The following is a 24,454-nucleotide window of genomic DNA, read 5'->3' as shown; positions in this document are numbered from 1 at the left end:
CGGGGCATAGTCCGTTCTCGATCACGGGCCGCAGCCTATTGATCGACACCGACAATCGGTGTGGCTCTCCTCCAAATGAGCTGAAGCGCATGACGGATAACCAGACTGTCCCGCACGTGCCCACCGGCATGGGTGGTGCCGGACTCGAGGGCGTCCGTGACTTTTAGCAACGATGGTTCGTGGGGCGGAACGCGGCCGACATGTCCATCGAGTCAGTGAGCCGCACGGCGGGGATAGGGGCAAGCAGGTGCGCATCCCGGTGATCGGGATCGTGGGAAGCGCATTTACTGGGATCAAGCCGCTGTGCTCGCTCAGGTCGGCCTGCTCGACCGTGAAGCGGTGAAGCGGCTGCCCATCATCGCGGCTCCCACCCACGGACGTGAACCGGGAGTAGAGCGGGTAAGGGTCTGGCGTTGCATACCCGCACGAGGACCAGGCACGGTGCGACATGAACGGCATGGGCGCCGTGTTGCGAGCTGTTCGGCGGCGTGCCGAGCAGTCACCCCCGTCACGGGAACGGTTCATCGATCTGCTACGGGGGATCTCCATCCTCGCCGTGGTCCTCGGACACTGGCTGGTGACGGTGGTCGGCTACGACGAGCACGGCGAACTGACCGGCCGCTCGGCACTGCCGGACCTGCCATGGGCGCATCCCCTCACCTGGGTGGTGCAGGTCATGCCGGTGTTCTTCTTCGTCGGCGGGTACGCCAACGCGGTATCGCTCGCCGCCGAACGCCGCCGAGGCGGGAATGCGACCGAATGGCTGCTCAACCGCAGCGGCCGGTTGCTCCGCCCGACCACCGCGCTGGTGCTGATCACGGCCGGTGGCGCACTGGTCGCCCGGCTGTTCGGCGCCGACCCCGCCCGAGTTCGCCTGGTGGCGTGGTTCGCCTCGATTCCCCTGTGGTTCCTCGTCGCCTACCTGGTCATGGTCGTGCTGACCCCGGTGATGTACGCCCTGCACCGCCGGTACGGCCTGGCGGTTCCAGCGGTACTGGTCGGCCTTGTCGCCGCCGGCGACCTGGCCCGCCTGATCGGCGATCCGTTCTGGGGCAACGGCAACTACCTGTTCGGCTGGCTGGCCATCCATCAGATGGGATTCGCCTGGCGCGACGGCCGGCTGTCCTCCCGCCCCCGCGTAGTGATGCCGCTGGTGCTCGGCGGGGCCGGCGCGGTGCTGGTGCTCACCCTCGTCGGTCCCTACCCGGTCAGCATGATCAATGTGCCCGGGGAACGGCTGCACAACATGTCGCCCCCGAGCCTGGCCCTGCTGGCGGTGGCCGCCGCCCAGCTCGGGATGGCGCTACTGCTGCGTGACCGGACTGAGCGGTGGCTGCGGCACTCGCGCGCATGGATCGCGGTGGTCGCGGTCAATGCCGTGATCTTGACGATCTTCCTCTGGCACATCAGCGCCGCGATCCTGCTCACGGCCGCACTGAATGCCGCAGGTGTGCTGCCGACTCCCAGCGTCGGCTCGATGGCCTGGTTCGCCTGGCGGCTCCCGTTGCTGATCATGCTCAGCCTCACTCTCGCGCTGCTGGTCGCGATCTTCGGACGGATCGAGGTCCGTGGCGCCTGCGGGCGCGACCGACGCCCTGGTGGCCTCTCGCCCGGCCTGGCTCGAACAGCGGGCCGCCGGGCATTGGCCGTGGCGGGGTTCGTCGCCGTCATCTTGGGCATGCTCGGCAACAGCCTGGTTCCCAGTACGAGCCCCGCCCTGTTCGGGTGGCCGACACCGGCACTGATCGCCTACCTCGCCGGCGCGGCGGCACTACGCCTCCTCCGGGGCACGTGACCTCGATCAGGCCGGGTCCGGTGATCCAGGCCGGCGGACGATGCGCCAGAATGCGGCCATGGCGTTGTCGACGGCGTTCACGGAGATGCTCGGCGTGCGGCACCCGATCGCGCTCGCGCCGATGGGCGGATCGGCCGGTGGCGCGCTGGCCGCGGCCGTCTGCCGCGGGGGCGGGTTCGGGATCCTGGGCGGCGCATACGGGGACGCGGAGTGGCTGGCACGCGAGGTGCCGATCGTCGCCGGCACCGGAAGACCCTGGGGTGTCGGATTCCTGACCTGGGGCATCGACGTCGCCGCGGTGGAACGTGCGCTGGAGTACGGCCCCAGGGCGATGATGCTGTCCTTCGGCGATCCGAGCCCCTATGCCGAACGTGTTCGCCAGGCAGGGGCTCTGTTGATCCTCCAGATCACCGATCTGGACGAGGCCAAGCAGGCCGTGGACCTGGGCGCCGACCTCATCGTGGCGCAGGGGACCGAAGGCGGTGGGCACGGTGCCCTGCACGGCCGGTCTACTTTGCCGTTCGTGCCCGCGGTGGTGGATCTCGCGGCTCCGGTGCCGGTACTGGCAGCCGGCGGGATCGCCGACGGCCGAGGCGTGGCGGCGGCTCTGGTGCTGGGCGCTGCCGGAGCGCTCATCGGCACGCGTTTCCAGGCCACCGCCGAGGCCCTGGTCGACCCCTCGATCACCAAGGCGATCCTCCAAGGACGCGCGCAGGACACCGAGCGCAGCACCGTACTGGACATCGCACGAGGCTCCCAGTGGCCGTCGAAATACCCCGCCCGCACACTCCCCCACCCCTACCTCGACCGCTGGCGCGGCCGGGAGGCCGAGCTCGCCGCCGACCCCGAAGCCCGTCAGGACTACCAGGACGACGTGGCACGCGGCGCGATTCCGCCGCTGCCGGTCTGGGCCGGCGAGGCCGTCGACCTCATCACCGACCTGCCCTCCGCGGAGGACCTGGTCATCGCCATGGCCACCCAGGCCCAGGACGCCCTGAACCGAGCGGGACGTCGCTGACTCCATCCACCAGGCTGAAGGTGCTCACACCTGTGCTGGTACCCACCGCAAGAGTGGATTCGTGGACATCCACAGTGGTGATCACGCATGGCATCGGGAGTTGCGTGATCATGCTCCCGCCCAGCTCCCACACGCGCAGGTTCGTGTCGCTGCCGCCGGTGACGACGACGGGTGTGCCGTCGCCCATGTGACCGAACGCCACGCCCCAGACCGCGCCTCCGTGCCCGGTGAAGGTGTGGCGCAGCGCGCCGGTCGTGGCATCCCACACACGAGCGGTGCCGTCCCGGCTCGCGCTCGCGATCAGCACTGTTCCGTCCGCTGCCCTCCAGGTCGTCACCGCTTCTATCCATCCGCTGTGACCAGTGAGGGTGGCGCGATGCATGCCCGTCACGGCGTCCCACACGCGGATCGTTTGATCGCGGCTCGCACTGACGAGGATGGCCGTGCCGTCGGCCAGGGTGGCCGCGGCGACCTCGTTCACCTCGTCCTGGTGTCCTACGAGGGTGGCCCGGGGCACGCCGGTCGTCGCGTCCCAGGTGCGGACCGTGCGGTCGCCGCCCGCGCCGGCCACGATGGTGCCGCCGTCGGGCAGGGCCGCGACGGTCACCCCCCATACTCTGCCCTCATGTCCGGTCAGAACAGTTCGCAGCCGACCGGTGTCCGTGTCCCAAAGACGTACGGTCCCGTCCTCGCCACCACTGGCGACGACTGTGGTGCCGTCCGGCAGGGTTCCCTGGGCCACTCCCCAGACATTGCCCTCATGACCGGTCAGAACGGAGACCAGTCGGCCGGTGTCCGTGTCCCGGAGGCATACGGTCCCGTCGTCGCCACCGCTGGCGACCACCTTGGGGCCCGCCGCCACCACCAGGGGTTGGTGACGCGGCGCCGACGTCTCCGCGGTCCTCATCGAGGCGTCCCAGACGCGTACCGTCCGGTCGTCGCCGCCGCTGACGATCATGGTGCCGCCGTAAGGAGATCTGCCCGCCGCGACGGCGCGTACGGCATGGTCGTGGCCCGTGAGGGTGGCGCGCAGCGCCCTGGTCTCGACGGCCCATATCCGCACCGTTCCATCCTTGCCCGCGGCGACGACAATGCGAGCGCCGTCCGGCAAGGTGGCCGGGATCGCCGTGGTCAGGCCCGCGTCCTCGGGAATCGAGTAGACGGTCGCGCCGTGGGCTGTCTCATAGGCGGCGGCGTAGGGCTGCGGCAGCTCGCGGACGGTGCCGTCGGCGACGTTCCAGGCCCGTCCCCATCGGTTGCCCAGGCAGATGACCTCGTTGTCCCTGATCTCGAGGTGCCGGATGGACGGCGTGAACGTCATCGTGGGGCCGAGCGGAACGCCCGTCGTCGCCTCCCACAGCCGTACCTGAGTGTGGTCGCTGGACGCGATGAAGGGTGTGCCGTCGTCCAAAGTGCTGACCGCGACCGCCGTGACCTTGTGATCGTGGGCGGCCAGCGTAGTACGGGGGATGCCGGTTGCCGCGTCCCAGACGCGCACCGCTCCGCCCTTGTCTCCGCTCACGATGATGGTGTCGCCATCGGGCAACTCACCGACCCCGACCGCGGTCACCGGAACGTCGTGGCCGGTCAACGTCCGATGGAAGGGGGTGGGCGCCACCCGCGTCCACCGAGGCGACAGCGGAGCTCCCACCGGCGGCGGGAAGACGTCCGGCACCAGGTCGGGCTCATGCTCCAGGGCTGTCAGGTGAAGTACGGCGGCACGTTGCGCGGGATCCTGCAGCCGGTGCGCCGCCCGCCAGAACACGCGGGTCTGCGGGTAGGAGGCAGGATCGACCTTGCCGAGCACCTCCAGCAACCGCAGCGGGTCCGCATGCGCGAGGTAGCCCGGCTCGCTGGTCAGGCCCCCGAGCCGGCCCGCCGCCGCGGCATGCGAGGACAGATGACGCAGGAGGTACGGGTTGGCGGAGGCCCAGTGGCGCAGCCGGGGGTCTGCCGGCAGCGTGCCGCGAAGCGCCTGGGTGATGGCCCGCTGGATGCCGACGGCACTCTCGTCCCGTTCCCGGAAATAGTCGGCGAAAGCCTGGTGGTACAGCCGGAAAACGGCCTGTCCGTCCTCGCTCGACTGGCTGACGTGATGTCCGGCCGCGTCGAGCAGCCAGTCCACGTCCGTCACGTCGTAGGTCGTCCCGGTCGGTGACATCGCGCTCGCCATCGCCGTCCAGACCGGATGGCGTGGCAGGCCCGCACCTTCGGCCCAGGCCAGGGGCGCGAGCAGTTCCCGTACCCGTACCTCCTGGTCGCCGAACCGGGCCAGGTCCGCTTCGAAGACGTCTCGTACCGCCCCGCTGAGCAGGCGTGCGGCCCCTTCGCCGGCGAGCCGCAGCGGCCGCTCCATGCGGAGCAGCACTCCTGTCACGATGCGCGCGAACAGGAAGATCTTGCCGCTGGCCGCGGCGACGGCCGTCGCAGCCGCCCGCGCTCTCTCCGCGTCGCCCCTGTAGGGAGAGGTGGGAGCGCCCATGAGCCGGCGCGTCACGTAGGTGTGAATGTCCTGCTTCACGTCTCGGTCCTCGTCCAGGACCCAGACGTAGCGGCTGGCGGGGGCCAGCAGGTCGATGAGAGGACGCCGGCCGTCGGCCGTTCCGGCCGTGCGCGTACGGGTGCCGACCAGCACCCGCAGGCTCGGCACCCGCGCCAGAGGCAGGATGAGGTCGCTGGCGATGGCGAGCACCGCATCGGGGCGGGCCTCGTCGAGTGCGTCGATGACGATCCGCAGGGGGCGGTTCAGGCGTCGGATCGCCTGGACGAGTTCGTGGCTGGTCTGCCAGCCGCCTTGCGGCGTGGAGAGGGCGAGTCCGGCGGCGAGGAGTTCACGGCATTCGGCGAGGGACTTGTTCTTCGTGTGCAGCGCGACGTCGATCAGCCCTTCGACGGGCACGGTGCCGGGCTCAGCGCCTTCCAGCGCGCCCTCCTCCTCCGCGAGGCGGCGATAGCTGGGGTCGGAGAGCGTGGCGATGCGGCCGAGGATCGCGGACTTGCCCGTCCCGGGAGAGCCGGTGAGCACACTCAGGCCGCTCGGCCGGCCCTGGCCGAGCCAGGACACCACCTCACGCAGCAGCCGCGTCCTGCCGACGAAGTACCAGCCGGTCTCATCGACTTCGATGCTTCGCGCGGCCCGGCTGAAGTGGTCGCGCAGCCCGCCGGCGAGGATGCGTCTCTGGCGGTCCTGCTGGGTGGGGGCGTCCGCGGGTGGCAGCCCCGGGATCGCCTTCGGGTTGGGGAACAGGCGCTGCGGGTACCCGTACGCGCGGTATGCCGGGAGCGGCGACTGCAGGTCGAGCTCCTCGATCGCCTGGAGCACCTCGTGCGCGTAGACCTGGAGGTTGCCGGCGTCCCAGGATCGTCCCGTGCCGCCTTCCTTGAGCACCCGTACGAACCGCTCCGCGAACCGGCCGTCCTGAATGCGCTCGAAAGGTCCGCAGGCCGCGATGACCTCGACGGCGGCGCGTACTTCCGCGGGCTGCTGCTCGAACGTGTCCTCGAGTTTGCGGGCCAGTTCGGCGGACGTGGCTCCGGCGTAACAGGCGTCCACGACGACCAGGGCGTGCCCGAAGCCCCACTGCGCCATGAACGACGCGAGCATCGACGCGGTCATGGCGTTCAACTGGGTGAAGTTCTTCGCGGGCGAGTCCTGGGCCAGCAGATAGTCGCCGGCGGCTTCGCGTGCCCCGTGCCCGGCCCAGTACAGGATCAGTGACCGTCCGCGTCCGGGAGCCGACCCTGACAGGGTTCCGCCGACCTCGTGGAAGGTGCCGCCGTGCGAGAGTTCGGGGAGCTCGTGGGTGAAACCGCAGGCGGTGAAGGCGTCCCGCAACTCGGGCACGGCCGTTTTCACGAACTCGAGATCCTCATGATGGTCGTACACCGACATGCCCACGATGACGAACGTCGCCTCGCCCGCGGGAACCTCCGCCATACCGGCTCCGTTGATCAGAATCCCAACGCCGTCGCGTTTGCCACTGACATGATGTCCCACGGAGGACGAGCGATATGTCTGATCGGGTCGACGACTTGGTGGTCGTGCTGCCAGGCATCCTCGGCAGCGTGCTGGAACACAACGAAACCGCCGTGTGGAACCACTCCCTGGCGGCCATGCGCCGTATGCTTCCACCGCGCCGCCTCGCCGCCGCACTTCAGATCGATGAGCCGCTGCGACCCGCCGGGCTGATCAACGGTGTCCACCTCATGCCCGGTCTGTGGAAGATCGACGGGTACGGCGGCCTGCTGCGTTATCTGCGTGGTTCGCTGGACTTCAGCCGGGGCAACCTCGTCGAGTTCCCGTACGACTGGCGGCTGTCGTGCGCGGACAATGCCGTTCGGCTGAACGAAACGGTCGAACGCGAGCTCACACGGTGGCGGGAGACCGTCCCCGAGGCCCGGGTCAGCTATCTCTGCCACTCCATGGGCGGCCTCATCGCCCGATATTCCCTGGAAGTGCTGGGCGGCAGGAGCACGGCCCGGCGACTGGTCACCATCGGAACGCCGCACCAAGGGGCCGCCAAGGCCGCCGTCGCACTCAGCCTGGGTTTGGCACCTCAGGCGAGGGCCCGGCTGGGGCGGTTCGGCGCGTTCCTCGACCAACTCGGCGAGGTGATGAGCGAGTTTCCCTCGGTGCACGAGCTCCTGCCGACGTACCGATGCGTTGACACTGGTGACGGGCTTCATACGCTGTCGGACGTGGGACTGCCTGGAATCGGCACACACGCCGTACGCCACGGAGTCGCCTTTCACCGGAAGATCTCCGAGTCGATCCGACGCAATGGTCGTCGGCCCTATACGACACATCTGTTCGGCGGCCATCTGCACAAGACCGTGCTGAGCGTACGACACGACGCCGCCGGGGTCGCCCCTTTGACGACGTGGAACGGCGAGTCCCCGCGAGGTGACGGCACGGTGCCGCGTTTCGCCGCCGTACCGCCGGAGGAGGCCGACGACCTCGCCGTGCGGTACTCCGGCGATCGGCATGCCGTCCTGGCCAGCGCCGCTTCCACCCACCATGCCTTGCACGCGATTCTCACCGCTCGTCCCGTTCGTGCGTATCAAGCACCCGAACACGTGCTCGCGCTGGACCTGCCGGATCTGATCGCTGTGGGCGAGGAGGCCGAGATCGAGGTGGAGGCCGAGGATGATCGCCTTGTCCTGGGCGTGTTCGGCGTTCACGACGAGTCGGAGGAGAGCTGGCACGGTCCCAGACTTCGTCCTCTCGGGGACGGACGCTACCGGGCCGGCGCCATCCTGCCTCGCGCCGGCGTATGGCGCGTGACGGTCAAGAGTTTGACCCGGGTGCCGGTCGAACCCGTCAGCGATGTGGTGGTGGTTGTCGACCCTGCGGCTGAATGGTGAGGACTGTCTGCTTCGAACCTCCTCGTACATGGTGCGACCGAACACCACGTCAGAGGTCCAGTTGCAAGCGGGCGCGCCACATCCCGTCCACGCATCCGAACGACACTCCGTGCACCGTGAGCGCCGCAGGCGCCGTGGCCACGCGCTCGACGGCCTCGACGGGCACGGTAGCGAGTCGCACCTCGACCTGCCCCCTGGTCGTGACGGTTCGCTCATCTACCGATACGTCGACCGTCATCCGGCCGTTCGCCTCCATCTGATGGATCACCTCGTCCAGTACGGCCACCAGCAGCGCCTCGTCGCTCTCCCCCACCAGGACGAACAGCATGCAGGCATCGGGCACCGCGTCGCCCACCTGGGCGCAGCACTCCACCAGCGCCTGCACCGTCTCGGCCAGGCACTCTTCCCTGCCGTCCGCCCACGCCTCCACCACGACGTCGGCCGTCCGCAGGACTGCGCGATGCCCCCGCCCCATGTACTGAGCCGTACCCACACCGGACGGTGTCAGCCACGCTCGACAGCCAGGGTCCCTGTGTCCACCTGGCCACTGGTAGCTAGGGTCGGGGTCCGGGTACCGGGGTCCATTGGCGGCAGGCATCGCCCGCGCAGGTGCGCAGGCCGGCCAGCCGGGAGGCCAGGGCCTGCCGGGTGTCGGCGTAGCGCGGATCGGCGTGCATGCTGGTCAGCTCGTACGGGTCGCGTTGCAGGTCGTACAGCTCCAGCTCGCCCGTCGAGTGCTCGATGTACTTCCATCGCGGCGCGCGTAGACCGACGTACCAGTTCGTGCCGTTGGTCTTGGGGCCGGTCTCGATCACGATGCCCCGCGGGATCATGGCGGGGTCGGCGACGATCGGGAGCAGCGAGCGGCCGTCGAGGGTGATGGCGGGGGTGGCGTCGGCGACGTCAAGGATGGTCGGCACGAGATCGACGTTGGAGGCCAGCGTCTTCACGTGCCGGCCCGCGGGCAGGCCGGGCCCTCGCATGATCAGCGGCACCCGGATCGACTCCTCGTACGGCACGACCTTGCCGTTCCTGATCCGGTGCTCGCCCTGCATCCAGCCGTTGTCCGAGGTGAACACGATGAGCGTGTTGGCCAGCTCGCCCGACTCGCGCAGTGCCGCCACGATGCCGGCCACCGCCTCGTCCACCGACAGCAGCGACTCCAGGCGGCCTTTGAGCACGACGTTCTGCATGCGTGCCTGAGCCGCGGCGCCGATCCTGGGCCGGTTGCGGACGGCCGCGGGCTTGTCGGAGACATCGGCCTCGTCGAAGCCGGGCGGCTTGGGCAGCGTCACATCGTCGAGCGCGCCGAGGTGCCTGGGGGCCGGACGCGGGTTGCGCTGCGACAGGTCCCCGCCGGCCGCGCCCTCGCCGTGCGGGGCCAGCGGTGCGAAGGACAGGAAGAACGGCTTGTCGGCGGGCGCCTTGCGCCGGATGTAGTCCACGGCCTTCCCGGCGTAGACGTCGGTCTGGTAGAGCGCCGGGTCCTCCACGTCGGGGCTGCCGTACGTGCGCAGCACTCCGTTTTCGTTGAGCGTGTACCCCCACATCCGGTACGTGCTCGGGTCGACCGAGCCGTACCACTCGGCCCAGCCGGGCGGGATCTCCGTCGGGTCGGCCCGGCCGTAGCCGTTGAGGTACTTGCCCACGTGCCCGGTGTCGTAGCCGCTCCTGCCCAGCCAGACCGGCAGCGTCTCGGCGGCGGGCAGCTTCTGATAGCCGCCGTCGGGGGGCTCGTTGCCCAGCACGCCGTGGTTGTGGGCGTACTGACCGGTCATGAAGGTCGCCCGGGACGGGCAGCACAACGAGTACGACACGACGCTGTTGTCGAAGGTCGTGCCGGGTTCGGCCAGCAGCGAGCGCACGTTGTCCAGGTACTGCAGGGCGTACATGTTCATGTCGTCGACCATGATGACGACCACGTTGGGCTTGGGCTGCGCGGCGGCGCGGGTGCCACCGTCCACGGTGCCGCCGATGAGGGCGGCCATGCCCGTCAGGGCGAGCAGGATCGTGAGCAACCGGGATAAGCGCGGACGTGCGGACATGCGGTTCCTTCCCAGGAGACCAGGCGTGACCATGCACAAACACACAAAGCTAAACATTCATCGCAAAGATCGACAACAAGCCCAAGTCAATTCCCAGCCCGCGTCGGTCGAGGGAGGTACGAGCCCTGGCGGGAGGAGAGAGGGGGCAAGGAACTGCCCCTGCCGCTCAGCACATCTGTCTCATAATGGCGGCATGAAGCGGTGGCGCGGGCTGCTGGTGGTGGCAGGGCTGGCAGCCCTGGGCTCGTCAGTGGTGTTGCTGCTCGTGGTGTGGAAGACCGAAGGGCTGGACACCGCAGCGGACGTCGGGCAGGTGGTAGGCGTCGTCCTGGCGCTTCCCGCGCTGGTCGTCGGCCTGACGATGTGGTGGTCGCACAGCAGGCGGCCGAGTGCCACGGCACCCGATCAGGTCATGTCCGCGGCCGGCGTGCTGGCGCGACTGGTGGCCGCACAGTGGCGTGAGGAGGCCGCGCGGCGTTCGCTGGACGACCCTGACCCGATTCCAGTCCGCTGGCAGCTGACAGCGCTGCCAGTGATGGACCACGCCGCCAGCGTCGCTGTGTCGGGGCCGGTGGTGTGGGGCGGGACCGCAGACCGGATCGGTGAGCTGGCCGTACAGTTTCGCGGTCTGCGCAGGCGGCGTCTGGTGATCCTGGGCGGACCGGGCATGGGCAAGACCACCCTCGCCGTACAGCTCGTACGGGAACTGCTGGCGACTCGGGCGGACGGGGAACCGGTGCCCGTGCTGGTATCGGCCGCCTCTTGGGACGACAAGGTTCCGGATGTGTGGGGCTGGCTGGCCCGCCGGCTCAAGGTGGGGTATCCCGCTCTGTCCGCGGCCGAGTTCGGCGGCCAAGGCGCGACGTACCTGGCCACCGACCGGATGGTCCTGCCGGTCATCGACGGGCTGGATGAGGTGCCCGCCAGGACCCGTGCGAAGATCCTCGCCTGCCTGAACCGGACCCTGGGTGATGTCGGGCAGCTGATCATCACCTGCCGGACGGACGAATACCGCCAAGCCATCCAGGACGCCGCCGACGTGCTCACCGGCGCCGCCGTGACCGAACCGGCACCGCTCACGCCCGAGACCGCCGCCGACTATCTCGCCCTCTCCTTACCTCCCGCCCCGCCGCCTGCCTGGCAGCACCTGCTGGACCGGCTACGCTCGGACGGCTCACCTGCCCTTACCGAGCTGTGCTCCACCCCTTTGGGGCTGTGGCTGCTGCGCACCACGTATATCCGGCCCGGCGTCGACCCGACCCCGCTCACCGACCCGCTGAGCCACCCCACTCCAGCCGATCTCCGCGCCCACATGTTCGACCAGCTCGCCGCTGCCCTTGTCACCACGAGGCCGCCCACCGACAACCCTCAGGACCTGTTCCGTCCCCTGCACGCGTACGAGCCCAACGACGTGCAGCGGTGGCTCGGCTTCCTCGCCGGCTATCTCGGCAGCTCCCGTGACCTGTCCTGGTGGCTTCTCACACGTGCGGCGTTCAACCCGCCCATCACGCGTGCCCTCGCCGCGCTTCCGAGCGGAGTCGACCCGTCGTCGATGCCGATGAGCTACTGGGCGTCAGCCACGCGAGGCTGGGCGGACGCGAACCTGGCCGCCGCCAACCTGAGACTTACCGGCAGAGTCGCTTCCCTGTGCCGATGGCTCGCGTTCGGGCTGATCGGCGGGCTCGCGCTCGGGTTGGCGGTCGCGAGTCTCTTCTTGCTGGTCGAAGACGGGGACGGGATCACCTTTGGGCTCGCCTTCGGACCTGCGCTCGGCCTCACCAGCGGGGTCTCGTGGGCCCTGACGATGTGGGCGGAAGTCCCGGTCTCCACCGACGATGCCAGCACCCCGATGAACACCTGGCGCGCCGAACGCACCCTCAACCTCTTCCGGATACGCACGGCCATGCTCGCGGGCGCGCTCTCAGGGACGCTCACATTCTGGTTGGCGTACGGGCCGACGATCGGGCTCATATTCGGGCTCCCGGGGGGACTCTTGTACGGGCTTGTGGTCGCGTACTCGGGAGAGGATTCCGCATGGGGCGGCTACGTGGCCGTGGCCCGACGCCTGGCTCGGCTCGGATTGTGTCCTCGCGACCTCATGGGTTTCCTGGACGACGCACACCGGCTCGGGCTTCTTCGGATCATCGGCCCCGTCTACCAGTTCCGCCACGCCGAATACCAGGACCACCTCGCCGCCCGCTACAAGCGCCCTTGATGATCGCGCCTGGCTCATCGTTATACCGGTAACTTGCTCTCGAAGGCCCTGGCGCGACTCGAGTCCCCGACATCGTCGCGCTCAGCGCACCAATCCTGGCACCACATTCAGCGCAACCTTGTGCAATGCGTACAGTTCCCTGCTTTCGCCCGTCCGTACGTCCACCGCGTAGACCGTCTGCGCGATCACGCCCGGCGATTCGGGGACGGCCAGCACGGTCACCTCCGTGGCGTTCAACCAACCGCCGAGCCGCGCGGGGTTGAGCTCTTCCGGCAGCCCGGAGATCGGGGTACGGGTCTCCCCGCCGGCCCGCAGCGTGTCGAAGGTGACGATCGAGCGGTCCCCCTGCACCATCGGCCGGCGGTCCCGGTCGAGTGTCTGCCCCAGCCTGGCGAGCGTCCGTCCGTCCGGTGCGAGAGCGCTGTAGTAGTACGTGTGATCCCGGATGATGATCGGGTCGTGGCCGAGCACCCACACCTGGCTGGTCATGTCGTACGGCTTCGCCAGCACCACGGGCCCCGAACCGTCCGACACGCTCACCGGCCACCATCCCCGCTTGAGGTCGGTCACCGTCCCGCGCTCCACGTCCACCAGCTTGTTCGGCTGCCGCCGGCCGCCCCAGCCCGACACGATGAAGCGCAGCCCGTTGGGCGACAGGCGCAGCGCGTACTCGACCGCGAAGTCCTCCTTGGGCTGCTTCAGCGGCGCCTTCCAGGTCTTGCCGCTCGCCAGGTCGCGCACCACGATCCCCTGATGACTCGAGCTGTAGTACGCGATCCTGCGGCCGTCCGCCGTGACCTCCAGCGGCCCGTTCGCTTCCTCGCCCAGTTCGTAGGTCTCACCCGCACGCGTCACGATGCGCCAAGGGAGCACGCCGCACGGGCCGTCCAGGCGGCATTGCGTCCGGTACGCCTGCTCTACCGGCCCGACTCCCCTCGCGGGCAGCGGGAGCGCCTTCGTCTCCGGCGGGGTCAGCACGATCCGGGGCTCGGCACGTACCTGAAGCAGCATGGCGCCGCCGAACGCGATCAGGCAGGTCACCGCGGCGGCCACCACGGCCAGCCGGGTCGCGCGCCGCCTGCGCGCGCCGCGTACCGCCCGCGCCGCCAGATCGACGGCGGGCGCCTGCTCGGCCAGCGCATGCAAGTCCTCGCGCAACGTGTTCATCGGTACACCTCCTCAGGGGTGAGCGCGCGCAGCTTGGACAGCGCGTAGCTGGTCTGGCTCTTCACGGTGCCGATCGAGACGCCCATGAGCTGCGCGGTCTCGCGTTCTGAGCGGTCCTCGTAGAAGCGCAGCACGATCACCGCCCGCTGCTTGGGCGTGAGCTTCGCCAACGCGTGGCGCAGGGCGAGCCGGCGCACGGTCGCCTCGTCGTGCGGCTGACCCGGCTGGGCCCGCTCCGGCAACTCTGCCCCAGGTAACTCGACCTGTCTGCGTCTGCGCCACGAGATGGTCTGGTTCACCAGGGCCTTGCGAGCGTACGCCTCGGGGTTTCCGCCCTTGGCGAGCTTCGCCCAATGGGAGGCGACACGGGTAAGGACCGTCTGCAACAGGTCCTCGGCGAGATGAGGGTTCCCCGTGAGCAGGTACGCCGTCCGCATCAGCGATTGCTGACGCGTGCGCACGAACTCATGGAACCCCTCGTAACGGTCCATGTATCGAAACAACTCCGCCGAGAGGCTCCAGGTTGGAATGCCACCCTAATGCCGGCTCCCGGGGCACCGTGTCCCGCGCCACCACCTTGACCAAATGTCGGAGGCCGCAACCATAATCGGGCTGGACACCAGAGCGGTGCCGCGGAGAAGAGGAGTACTCACATGACGAAATACCTGATCTCGTTTCCCGGTGACGCCATGGTGTTCCCCGAGGAGGACCTGGAGGCGGTGGTCAAAGCCTCGCATGCCGTCATCGACGAGGCCAAGGCTGCGGGCGTGTACGTTTTCGGCGGCGGGATCGATGAGGACGTAGAGCCGGTGCTCGTGGCCGGTGACGGCACCGTCACCGAGGGCACGTACCCAGGCCACAAGGTGCCCAACGGGGGTTATACCGTTCTCGAGCTGCCCTCGCGGGAGGCGGCACTCGAGTGGGCCGCGAAGATCGCCGTCGCCTGCCGCTGCTCGCAGGAGGTCCGGCAGTTCATGTACGACCCGGCCAGCTGACGAGGGCGGCGGCCTCAGCCAGAGTCGGTCGTGCGTCGCACGCCATCATGAAAGGCGTACAGCCGAGGTGGGGTCAGCGAATGCGGCGCCCTGTCTCGGTACAGGAATATCCGCCCAGCGCCTCCACCTCGGTGCGGAAGTCCTCCCGCTCCAGGAGCGCCCACAGCGGAGCCAGCAGTTCGTCGGACAGCGCGCTGGTACGCAGCACCAGGTCGTAGGGCTCCTGGGCCACCGGCACGAAGTCCAGCCCGAAGGCGCGGGCGGCGGCGAGAATGCCCAGGCCGGCGTCCGCGCGTCCGGCGGCCACGGCCGCGGCCACCGCCAGGTGGGTGTGCTCCTCCCGGGGGTAGCCGGGCACCTCGGCCGGGTCGATGCCGAGGCGGGTCAGCTCGTGGTCCAGCAGTGCCCGCGTGCCGGCGCCACGCTGCCGGTTCACGTAGCGCAGGTCGGGCCTGGTCAGGTCCTTGATGCCGTCCAGGCCGAGGGGGTTGCCGGGAGCGACGATCAGCCCCTGGTCGCGGTGGACCAGCCTGATCACGGCGATGTCGGCGTCGGCGCCCAGCAGCCTGTCCACATAGGGCAGCGTGTACTCGCCGGTGGACGGGTCCAGGAGATGCGATCCGGCCAGGTGGCACAGGCCGTCGCGCAACGCCACGAGGCCGCCCAGCGAGCCGACGTTCGACGACGCCAGGGTGATCAGCGGGTCGGCCGCGCGCAGGGCGGAGGCCGCGAGGTCGAGCACCAGGTCGTGGGAGCCGATGGTGACGATGGTCCGGCCGATCTCGGACAGACCGCGCAGCAGCTCGACCCGGACCTGCTCCCCCGCGTGGTGGCCCTCGACGCCCGAGGGCACGACGAGCAGGCCGTCGGCGCGGACGAGCGAGGTGAGCACGCCGGCGCCCCTGGGCAGCGGGGTGGCGACGAGCCGGTCCTGCACCCGCCCCAGCCGCACCCGTACCCAGTCGTCCATGCCGATGGCGGACGGCAGCTTTCTGGCCAGGTGCGCCGTCGTGGACGGGCGTTCCCGCGGCGCGGCACCCTCCAGCTCGGCGAGCATCGGAGCCGCGAAGATGTCGAAGGTCAGCGCCGCCGACACGGGGTAGCCGGGGACGCCGATCACGGGTGTCGCCTCGACCGCGCCGAGGACGACGGGATGGCCGGGACGCACAGCGACCCCGTGGACCGCGACGACGCCGGCTCCGGCGACCACTCGGGCGGTGTAGTCGTCCCGTCCGGCGCTGGAGCCCGCGATGAGCAGGACCAGGTCGGCATCGCGGGTGGCCTCTCGGAGAACCGCGGTGATGGCCTCGGGGTCGTCGGGGACGATGTCGGTGATGTGGGCTTCGCAGCCCACCTCTCGTGCCTGCGCGGCGAGCATCAGCGAGTTCGTGTCGAGGATGTCGCCGGGGGCGAGCTCCGCGCCGATCGGGCGGATCTCGTCGCCGGTCGGCACGATGACCACGCGCGGCGCGCGGCGCACGCCCAGGTCGACGGCTCCCGCCGCGGCGCACGCGGCGACGTCGACGGGGCGCAGCCGGTGGCCCTCCGGGAGCAGCAGTTCGCCCGCGCTGATGTCCTCCCCGATGGATCGGACGTGCTGGTAGGGCGGGACGGCCGCCCGGAGCTCCGCCTGCCCTGCCGCGGTTCGGTGCACGTGCTCGCGCATGACCACGGCGTCGTACCCGTCGGGCAGCGGGTCGCCGGTGTCGACGACGGCGAAGTCCTCGACGGCGAGGAACACCGGGCTGGTCTCCGCCGCGCCGACGGTGTCGGCGGCGCGGACGGCGATGCCGTCCATGGCCGAGGAGTCGAACGCGGGTGAGGACCGCAGCGCCCACACCGGCTCGGCCGTGACCCGGCCGACGGCGGCACCGACGGGAACCCGGACCAGGTCGACCCTGGCGGGGCAGCCCGCCGCGGCGCGTGTCTCGCGCCATACGGAGAGGCCCTGCGCCGCGGGGACGTCGGAGACGAAGGGGCTTTCTGCGCTCATCGGTACAGGATGACCTCTACCTCGGTGCCCGCGTCCAGGCCGGTGGCCGGTTCGGGCACGATCATGTATCCGTCGGCACGGGTCAGCACCGACAGCAGCGCCGACGGGCCGAAGATCGGCTCCGCCACGCCGTCGCGGACCGCGACCTGGACCACGTCGAGCCGGCCGGCCGCCGAAGCCAGGTCCCGCGACAGCCGTGCGCGCGTGCTCGGCTGCGGTGGCGGCGCCTCGCACCCGGCGATGCGCCACAGCAACGGTATGCCGACCTGCCCGAACACGACCAGTGCGGACAGCGGGTTGCCCGGCAACCCGACCAGCGGGACCCCGGAGCACTCGGCCAGCAGCGTGGGCTTGCCCGGCTTGATGGCGATCCCGTGGCACCAGATGTCGCCGATGGCGGCCACCGCGCCCGCCGTCTCGTCCCGCGCTCCGACCGACGAGCCCGCCGACACGACCACCAGGTCGGACTCGGCCAGAATCTCGGTCAGCCGCTCCTTGAGCGCGCCGGGCTCGTCCGGGACGATGCCGGCGATCACCGGCTCGCCCCCCGCGTCGGCGACCAGCCCCGCCAGCGCGGAGGCGGTGGCGTCGCGTACCTGCCCGGCGGCGAGCTCCACGGTGCCGGGCGGCACCACCTCGTCGCCGGTGGAGATGATCGCCACCCGGGGGCGGCGGTGCACGGCGACCGTGGTCACCCCCGCGGCGGCGAGGAAGCCCAGGTCTGGAGCGCGCAACGGCCGACCGGCGGGCGCCAGGACGCCGCCCGCCACTACGTCCTCGTCGGCACGGACGATGCCGCCGCCCGGTGCGACGGGCCGGGTGACCTCGATCGTGCCCGGCATCGTCTCCGCGGTGTACTCCACCATGACCACCGCGTCGGCGCCGTCGGGGATCACTCCTCCGGTCGGCATCGCGACGCAGCCGCCTGCCCGGACCGCCACGGTGGGTGCGGCGCCCATCCGCACCGCGCCGATCAGGTCAAGGTAGGACGGAAGCCCGTCGGAGGCGCCGTAGGTGTCCATCGCCCGGACCGCGAAACCGTCCACGGTGGAACGGGCGAAGCCAGGCAGTGCCGCGGGCGCCGTGATGTCCGCGGCGGGCACCCGGTGCAGCGCCCTGGACAACGGCACCTGCTCCACCGGCGTGCGACGCGCAGGCCGGAAACCGGCCCGTACCTCGGCCAAGGTACGGGCGGTGAAGAACTCTCTGCCGCTCAACGGTCCGGCTGCTCCTCAGAACCCTCGGGCCGCGGCTGCGGGCGAGCCGCCGCGCCGCCCTTGTTCAGTCCGAGCACGGACACCACCGGGCCCAGTGCCACCTGACCGAGTCCGCAGATCGACGTCTTGCGCATGGCCTCCTCCAACTGCAGGATCCGGTCCTTCCGCACGTCGTCGAGGACGGAGGATCCCGAGTCAAGGGTGCTGCGCAACAGGTCGTGCGCCTTGGTGGAGCCGACCCGGCAGGGCACGCACTTGCCGCACGACTCGTTGCGGAAGAAGCGCAGCACGTTCGTCGAGGCGGCCAGCAGGTCGGTGCCCTCGGCGAGCACCACCAGCGCGCCGGAGCCGAGCATGGTCCCGGCCTCGGCGAGCGTGCCGAAGTCCAGCGCCAGGTCCAGCTTGTCGGGGCCGATGAAGTTGGAGGACGCGCCACCCGGCTGCACGGCACCGACCTCGGCATCGCCGAGCACGCCGCCGGCGATGTCGATCAGGCCGCGCACCGTGGTGCCCATCGGCACGCAGTAGACGCCGGGGTTCTCGACGTGCCCGGACACGGCGAAGAACTTCCAGCCGACGGAGTCGCCCTCGCCCTGCTCGGCCCACCAGTCGGCGCCGCGCTGCAGGATGACCGGCACGTCCGCGAAGGTCTCCACCGAGTTGATCAACGTGGGACGACCGTGCAGGCCGTAGTTGCCGGGGAAGGGCGGCTTGTTGCGCGGCTCGCCGCGGTGGCCCTCCATGCACTCCAGCAGCGCCGTCTCCTCACCGAGGATGTAGCCGCCGGGCGAGACGAAGATGTCGAGGTCGAGGCGGCGACCGCTGCCGCAGGCGTTCTCGCCGATCACACCCGCCTCGCGCAGCGCCTCGATCTCCGCGTGGAGCACGCGCTCCTCGGGGCCGTACTCGTGCCTGATGAAGATCCAGCCCTCTTCGGCGCCGACCACGGCCATGCCGAGCAGGATGCCCTCGATCACCAGGTGCGGCTGGTCGGTCAGGATCTGGCGGTCCTTGAACGTGCCCGGCTCGGACTCGTCGGCGTTGCAGATCGCGTACTTGACACTGCCCGGCCCGGTCGCGCGAACCAGACCCCACTTCCTGCCGGTGGGGAAGCCGGCGCCGCCCATGCCGCGCAGCCCGGAGGCCTCCAGCGTGGCCACCACGCTCTCGGCGCTCAGCTCGCCGGACAGCAGCGCGCGCAGGCTCGCGTACCGGGTCGAGACGTCCGAACCGGCCGGGTACGGATCGTTCGGCCAGGGCTCGGCGCGGCTCGTCACAGCGGCCTCGCCGAGCTCCTCGTCCCGCGCGGCGGACACGAGCGCGTCCACGTCCGCGACCGGCGCCGGGAACTCGTTGACGGCCAGCGCCGGGGCGCTGTCGCAACGGCCCAGGCACGAGACCTCGGTGAGCTCGATCTCGGTGTCTTCGCCGTAGCGGGCGCGTACCTCGGCGATCCGGTCGTCCGCGGAACGCAGCCAGCACGACAGGTCGTGGCAGACGTTGACGGCCACCTTGGCGGGCGGGGTCGTGCGGAAGTGCGGATAGAACGAGATCAGGCCCTCGATCTCGTAGAGCGGCCGCCGCATGGTACGGGCCAGCTCCTCAAGCTCTTCTCGCGGCAACCAGCCCAGCCGCGCCTGGATGGCGTTGAGCGCCGGGATCAGCGACGGCCCGGGGAACTTACCGGCTCGTGCCTCCACACCGGGCACCCGGGGACGTCCCAGCTCGAAACTCAGGGTCATTTAGACACTTCCCATGTTGCTGAGGAGCTCCGCGTCTTCCACGCTCAACGCCTCGACCTGAATTGCGCAGAACTTGAACTCGGGGATCTTCCCGTACGGGTCGATCTCGTCGATCGTCAGCAGGTTGGCCGCCGCCTCCCGGAAGTGGAACGGGATGAAGCAGTTGCCCAGTTGCTCGCGGTGGGAGATGCGCACCTGCAGCTCGATGGCCCCGCGCCGGGACCGTACGCGGACCTTCTGGCCGTGCGCCAGCCCGCGGTCGGCGGCGTCCTTGGGGTGCATGTACACCTCGGCGATCGGCGAGATCGTGTCCAGCGCGAATGAGCGTCGTGTCATCGACCCGGTGTGCCAGTGTTCGAGCAGCCGGCCGGTGTTGAGCACCAGCGGGTACTCCGCGTCCGGCAGCTCCTTCGCCGGCAGCCACTGCGCCGGGACGAGGTGGGCGAGGCCGTCGTCGGTGTTGAACCGCTCGTCGAACAGGACCACGGTCCCGTCGGAGTGCTCGGGGTCGGCGTTGGGGTAGAGCTTCCCGGTCAGCCCCAGGTTCTCGTGACGCAGGTTCGCGTACGACGGCATGAGCTCGACCATCTCGTCGAACACCTCGCTGGGCGAGGCGTACGACCAGTCCAGCCCGATCCGCTGGGCGATGTCCTGGATGATCTCCCAGTCCACGCGGGCCTGGCCCGGCGGGTCCATCACCTTGCGGCCGAGCTGCACGCGCCGGTCGGTGTTGGTGTAGCTCCCCTCCTTCTCCAGGTACGACGACGCCGGCAGGATCACGTCGGCGAACTCCGCGGTCTCGGTCAGGAAGATGTCCTGCACCACCAGGAAGTCCAGCTGCGACAGCGCCTTGCGCACCTTGTTGATGTTGGGGTCGGACAGGAACGGGTTCTCGCCGAGCATGTACATGCCGCGCACGCCGCCGGGCTTCAGCACCGACCCGATGATCTCGGTGACGGTGAGGCCGCGGTTGGGGTCGAGCTCGGTGCCCCAGGCCTCCTCGAACCGCCGGCGGGTGGCGTCGCGGTCGACACCCTGGTAGTCGGGGTAGAACATCGGGATCAGCCCGGCGTCGGAGGCGCCCTGGACGTTGTTCTGACCCCGTAGCGGGTGCAGGCCGGTTCCCGGCCGGCCGACGTTGCCGGTGATCGAGCACATCGCGATCAGGCAGCGGGCGTTGTCGGTGCCGGTGGTGTGCTGGGAGATGCCCATGCCCCAGTAGATGACGCCGGCCTTGGCCTCGCCCCAGACCCGCGCGACCTCCCGGATCAGGTCCGCGTCGACGCCGGTGATCTGCGCGCCGCGCTCCGGCGGGTAGTCGTTGACCGTGCGGACCAGTTCCTCGAAGTTCGAGACCCGGGCCTTGATGAACTCCATGTCGATCAGGCCCAGCCGGATCACCTCGTGCATGACCGCGTTGTAGAAGGCGACGTCGGTGCCGGGCTTGACCTGGCAGTAGTAGTCGGCGTGCTCGGCCACGGTGCTGGCGCGCGGGTCGACGTAGATGATCTTCGTGCCGCGCCGGCGGGCCTGCTTGAAGAAGGAGCTGGCGACGGGGTGGTTCGCCGTCGGGTTCGACCCGGTGATGATCACGACGTCGGCGTTGGCGACGTCGCCGTACGTGGTCGAGACCGCGCCGGAACCGACGCCCTCGAACAGCGCGGCCACCGACGAGGCGTGGCAGAGCCGGGTGCAGTGGTCGACGTTGTTGGTGCCGAAGCCGGCCCGGATCAGCTTCTGGAAGAGGTACGCCTCCTCGTTGGAGCACTTCGCGGACCCGAACCCCGCGATGGCCCCGGGGCCCTGCTCCGCGTGGATCTCTTTCAGCCGCCGGGCGACGAGGTCGAGCGCCTCCTCCCACGTGGCCTCACGGAAGTGCGGCAGCACCTCGTCGTAGTCGACCAGGCCGCCGGGCTTGCGCCGGCCGTCCTTGCCGTTCTTGCTCAGCTTGGCGCTGCGTCCGCCGCCGCTCCGGTTGCCGCCGGAGCCGGCACGGCCCCGGTCATTGTCCGTGTCGCCGCGCACGTCCGCCGACAGCGGGCCCTTGGGGTAGGACGAATCCACCCGGATCAGGGGCACGGTCAGGCGCTGCGGCGACGCCGCGTAGTCCCAGCCGTAGCGGCCCTTGACGCACAGCCGGCTCTTCGAGCCGGGCTGGTCGCGGCCCTCCGCGAAGGCGATCGCGCCGCGCGACCGGTCGACGTAGTAGGTGAGCGCACACCCGACGCCGCAGTACGGGCAGACGCTGTCGACCGCGTCGAGCTCCTCGCGGGGCCGGATGGGAATCTCGTTGATCGCCTTGTTGGTCAGGGCGCCGGTGGGACAGGCCTGCACGCACTCACCGCAGGTCACACACGAGCTGGCGCCCATCGGGTCGTCGAGGTCGAAGGCGATCTTCGTCGAGTAGCCCTTGCCCGAGCGGCCGATGACATCGTTGCCCTGGATGTCGTCACACGCGCGGACACAGCGGTCGCACAGGATGCACGCGTCGTGGTTGACGGAGATCACCGGGTTGGAGATGTCCAAGCCCCGGCCCGAGCCGCACGGCAGGTCGGTCGTCTCCTTGGCCACGTCGAACCGGTCGGCGAGGTCGAGGAGCAGGTTGTCGCCGGTGGTCGTCTGCTTCGGGTCCTCCTCGCGCGGCGGCTGGTCGGAGATCAGCAGCTCGGTCAGGGTGGCCCGGTTGCGCTCCAGCTCCGGGGTGCTGGTCTTGACCTGCATGCCGTCCTCGCAGGGACGCACGCACGCGGCGGCGAAGGCCCGCCCGCCGGTGTCCACCACGCACATGCGGCAGACCCCGACGGGGTCATAGCGCTCGTTGTGGCACAGCACAGGAATGTCAATGTCCAGCTGCTTCGCGGCATCGTAGATGCTGGTGCCTTCCGGCACGGTCACAGCGCGGCCATCGATCTCGACAGACACAGTCCGTAGGGCCGTCGCCGGCTCCTCGAGCATTGTCATCTCAACCTCATCAGTCGAGCAATGTAGAGCATACAGAATACGGCATACAATTTAACTGCCGCAATTGTCCTGTTGTCGAGTACCGGGCCATGCCCGCCGAGCCCCCTGCTACACGCGACCGGCTACGCGTCGAGCAGCAGGTCCGGGAGATCGGCCGCGGCGACGCGCCCCTCCTGGTCCAGGCCGCGCGCCGCGTAGTAACCGGCGATCATCGACCGCAGGCGGTCGGCGTCCAGCACCGCACGACGACCGGAGCCGAGCTCCAGCGGTGTCTCCAGCATCCGGGCGGGCAGCGTGTCGTCGGCCGCGGTGGCTCCCTCGCGCAGGTTGAAGGCGCGCTTGGCCCGCACGATCCGCCGCGCGGTGTCCCGCAGCTCGGTCGCGTCGAGCTGCCATCCGGTGACCAGCACGAGCAGCTTGGACCACTCCGTGAAGGGGTCCTCGAAGACGCCGCGCAGGAACTTGCACAGGATCATCGAGTCCATGACCGCGGCGCGGTCCTCGGTGTCGACCGCGGCGGCGACATGGGCGGAGCCGCCTGCCAGCCGGTCGAGCTCGCCCGACAGGTCGGCCTCGTACGCACCGGACCGGTTGTGGTCGGCTCCCCTGGCGTTCACCGCGAGCCCGAGCGCCATCGACTGCAGGCTGCGCGGCTCGTAACCGGGCAGCTCCAGCCCCTTGACCTGCGGCGCGAAGTCGATCGAACCGTGCCCGACCACGCCGGCGGCGTGGCGGGAGCCCTGCGCGAGCAGCTCCCCGAGACCGGGTGACCGCTCCCCGATCGCGTCCAGCGCGCGCAACAGCGCCGCGCCGTCGCCGAACCGCAGCCACGGCTCGTCGAGCAGACCGCGTTCGACGCACTCCATGGCCCACGCGATCGTGCCGCCCGCCGAGATGGTGTCGATGCCCAGCTCGTCGCAGCGCGCGCTGGCGGCGAACACCTCATCGGGGTCGGACACGCCGCACAGCGGGCCGAGCGCGAAGACGTTCTCGTACTCCATCCGCTGGCTGCCGCCGCCCTTGCGCGAGTAGATGTGCTCGCAGCCGATGGAGCACGACGCGCAGCTGTTGCGGGCCACCCCACGCAGCTCGTGCAGCTCCTCGGCGGCCAGCTGGGGCGCGCCTTCGAAGGTCGCCGCGGTGAAGTTGCGGGTGGGCAGGGTGCTGACGGCGTTGAACGCCAGGAGGTTGGCCAGCGTACCCAGCTCACGGTATTTCGCGGTGGCCGGGCCGAAGCTACGCCGGCGCAGGTCGCGGGCGGCGGCGAGAACCCCGGGCTGGTCCGCGACCGACACCTTGGTCGCCGCTCTGACCAGCACCGCCTTGATGTTCTTCGCGCCCATCGTCGCGCCCAGGCCACCCCGGCCGGCGTGACGGCCGTCGTGGCTGATGGTCGCGTATCTCACCTGGCGCTCGCCCGCCGGGCCGATGGCCGCGGTGCGCCAGTTGCGGCCGAACCGCGCCCGCGCCGCGGACTCGGCCTCGGCCGCGGTCAGCCCGGCGAGTTCAGGAGCCGGTTCGAGACGCACGCCGTCGCCGTCGATCAGCAGCACCGAGAGCTCGTCGGCGCGACCACGGATCACGAGCGCGTCATGCCCGGTCAGCTTGCCGGCGATGGCGAACTGGCTGGACGCGAGGGCGTCGGTCAGCAGCCCGGTCAGCGGTGACTTGGCCACGACCGCGAACTTCGCGCTGGTCGTCAACGGGGTGCCGACCAGCGAGGAGAAGACGAAAGCCAACGGTGCCTCAGGAGCAAGGGGATCGACCCCGGCGGGTGCCAGCCGGTGCAGCAGCCACGTGCCGAGGCCCACCCCGCCCAGGTAGGACCGCAGCACCCGCTCGTCCAGCTCGTAGGGAGCGCTTCTCGCCTCCCTGCCGGCGACGTCCACGAGTAGGGCTCGTCCGAAGAATCCACCAGGCGCCATATCCCGACCCTACGACC

General features: G+C 70.1%; 15 protein-coding genes. 5 read left to right on the top strand and 10 right to left on the bottom strand.

Annotated elements, in window-relative coordinates:
- Nucleotides 1-448 precede the first annotated feature (448 nt).
- The gene (locus BLS95_RS42560) at nucleotides 449-1,795 is read left to right on the top strand and encodes an acyltransferase family protein (protein ID WP_245765633.1); all 1,347 of its coding nucleotides are present in this window, start codon (nucleotides 449-451) and stop codon (nucleotides 1,793-1,795) included.
- Nucleotides 1,796-1,853: 58 nt separating this feature from the next.
- Entirely contained in the window at nucleotides 1,854-2,813 is a 960-nt protein-coding gene (locus BLS95_RS42555) for an NAD(P)H-dependent flavin oxidoreductase (protein WP_090945292.1), read from the top strand.
- Here the strand turns inward: BLS95_RS42555 and BLS95_RS42550 are convergent.
- Nucleotides 2,758-6,750 carry a hypothetical protein gene (locus BLS95_RS42550; RefSeq protein ID WP_090945291.1) on the bottom strand — a complete coding sequence of 1,331 codons (3,993 nt, stop codon included), beginning with the start codon at nucleotides 6,748-6,750 and terminating at the stop codon, nucleotides 2,758-2,760. The genes BLS95_RS42555 and BLS95_RS42550 overlap by 56 nt on opposite strands.
- Nucleotides 6,751-6,848: 98 nt before the next feature.
- Here BLS95_RS42550 and BLS95_RS42545 point away from each other — a divergent pair, with 98 nt between their 5' ends.
- Complete coding sequence (locus BLS95_RS42545) at nucleotides 6,849-8,177, top strand: esterase/lipase family protein (protein ID WP_245765636.1); 1,329 nt, start codon at nucleotides 6,849-6,851, stop codon at nucleotides 8,175-8,177.
- A gap of 49 nt (nucleotides 8,178-8,226) precedes the next feature.
- Here BLS95_RS42545 and BLS95_RS42540 read toward each other — a convergent pair whose 3' ends face one another.
- Nucleotides 8,227-8,652: an archease gene (locus tag BLS95_RS42540; RefSeq protein ID WP_176993671.1), complete on the bottom strand. Its 426-nt coding sequence runs from the start codon at nucleotides 8,650-8,652 to the stop codon at nucleotides 8,227-8,229.
- 79 nt (nucleotides 8,653-8,731) lie between these two features.
- Nucleotides 8,732-10,222: a sulfatase family protein gene (locus BLS95_RS42535; RefSeq protein WP_176993670.1), complete on the bottom strand. Its 1,491-nt coding sequence runs from the start codon at nucleotides 10,220-10,222 to the stop codon at nucleotides 8,732-8,734.
- Between the two features lie 193 nt (nucleotides 10,223-10,415).
- Here BLS95_RS42535 and BLS95_RS42530 point away from each other — a divergent pair, with 193 nt between their 5' ends.
- Nucleotides 10,416-12,437: an NACHT domain-containing protein gene (locus tag BLS95_RS42530; protein ID WP_176993669.1), complete on the top strand. Its 2,022-nt coding sequence runs from the start codon at nucleotides 10,416-10,418 to the stop codon at nucleotides 12,435-12,437.
- Between the two features lie 81 nt (nucleotides 12,438-12,518).
- On the opposite strand, the gene BLS95_RS42525 is transcribed toward BLS95_RS42530, so the two are convergent.
- Both BLS95_RS42525 and BLS95_RS42520 read right to left on the bottom strand, forming a co-directional pair.
- A complete protein-coding gene (locus tag BLS95_RS42525) occupies nucleotides 12,519-13,604 on the bottom strand; it encodes a WD40 repeat domain-containing protein (protein ID WP_090945286.1) in 1,086 nt (361 codons plus the stop codon).
- Nucleotides 13,601-14,095, bottom strand: coding sequence for a SigE family RNA polymerase sigma factor (locus BLS95_RS42520; protein ID WP_090945285.1), 495 nt, complete (start codon nucleotides 14,093-14,095; stop codon nucleotides 13,601-13,603). The genes BLS95_RS42525 and BLS95_RS42520 overlap by 4 nt, the downstream gene beginning before the upstream one ends.
- A 162-nt stretch (nucleotides 14,096-14,257) precedes the next feature.
- On the opposite strand from BLS95_RS42520, the gene BLS95_RS42515 reads away from it, so the two are divergent.
- Entirely contained in the window at nucleotides 14,258-14,599 is a 342-nt protein-coding gene (locus BLS95_RS42515) for a YciI family protein (RefSeq protein WP_090945284.1), read from the top strand.
- A 73-nt stretch (nucleotides 14,600-14,672) separates the two neighbouring features.
- Here the strand turns inward: BLS95_RS42515 and BLS95_RS42510 are convergent, their stop codons facing one another.
- From BLS95_RS42510 to BLS95_RS42490, 5 genes are all read right to left on the bottom strand, one after another.
- Nucleotides 14,673-16,592, bottom strand: a complete 1,920-nt coding sequence (locus BLS95_RS42510; RefSeq protein WP_090945283.1) for a molybdopterin biosynthesis protein — start codon at nucleotides 16,590-16,592, stop codon at nucleotides 14,673-14,675.
- Nucleotides 16,589-17,809, bottom strand: coding sequence for a molybdenum cofactor synthesis domain-containing protein (locus tag BLS95_RS42505; protein ID WP_090945282.1), 1,221 nt, complete (start codon nucleotides 17,807-17,809; stop codon nucleotides 16,589-16,591). Before BLS95_RS42505 ends, BLS95_RS42510 begins: the two co-directional genes overlap by 4 nt.
- A complete protein-coding gene (locus BLS95_RS42500) occupies nucleotides 17,806-19,551 on the bottom strand; it encodes an NAD(P)H-dependent oxidoreductase subunit E (protein WP_090945281.1) in 1,746 nt (581 codons plus the stop codon). The genes BLS95_RS42505 and BLS95_RS42500 overlap by 4 nt, the downstream gene beginning before the upstream one ends.
- Complete coding sequence (gene fdhF, locus BLS95_RS42495) at nucleotides 19,552-22,506, bottom strand: formate dehydrogenase subunit alpha (RefSeq protein WP_090945280.1); 2,955 nt, start codon at nucleotides 22,504-22,506, stop codon at nucleotides 19,552-19,554.
- Nucleotides 22,507-22,634: 128 nt separating this feature from the next.
- Entirely contained in the window at nucleotides 22,635-24,437 is a 1,803-nt protein-coding gene (locus BLS95_RS42490) for an aldehyde ferredoxin oxidoreductase family protein (RefSeq protein ID WP_090945279.1), read from the bottom strand.
- Between the last annotated feature and the right edge of the window lie 17 nt (nucleotides 24,438-24,454).

This window comes from Nonomuraea jiangxiensis (assembly GCF_900099965.1).
Lineage (GTDB): Bacteria > Actinomycetota > Actinomycetes > Streptosporangiales > Streptosporangiaceae > Nonomuraea > Nonomuraea jiangxiensis.
The sequence above is the reverse complement of the archived record's forward strand: the minus strand, read 5'-3'. Positions and strand labels throughout refer to the sequence as shown.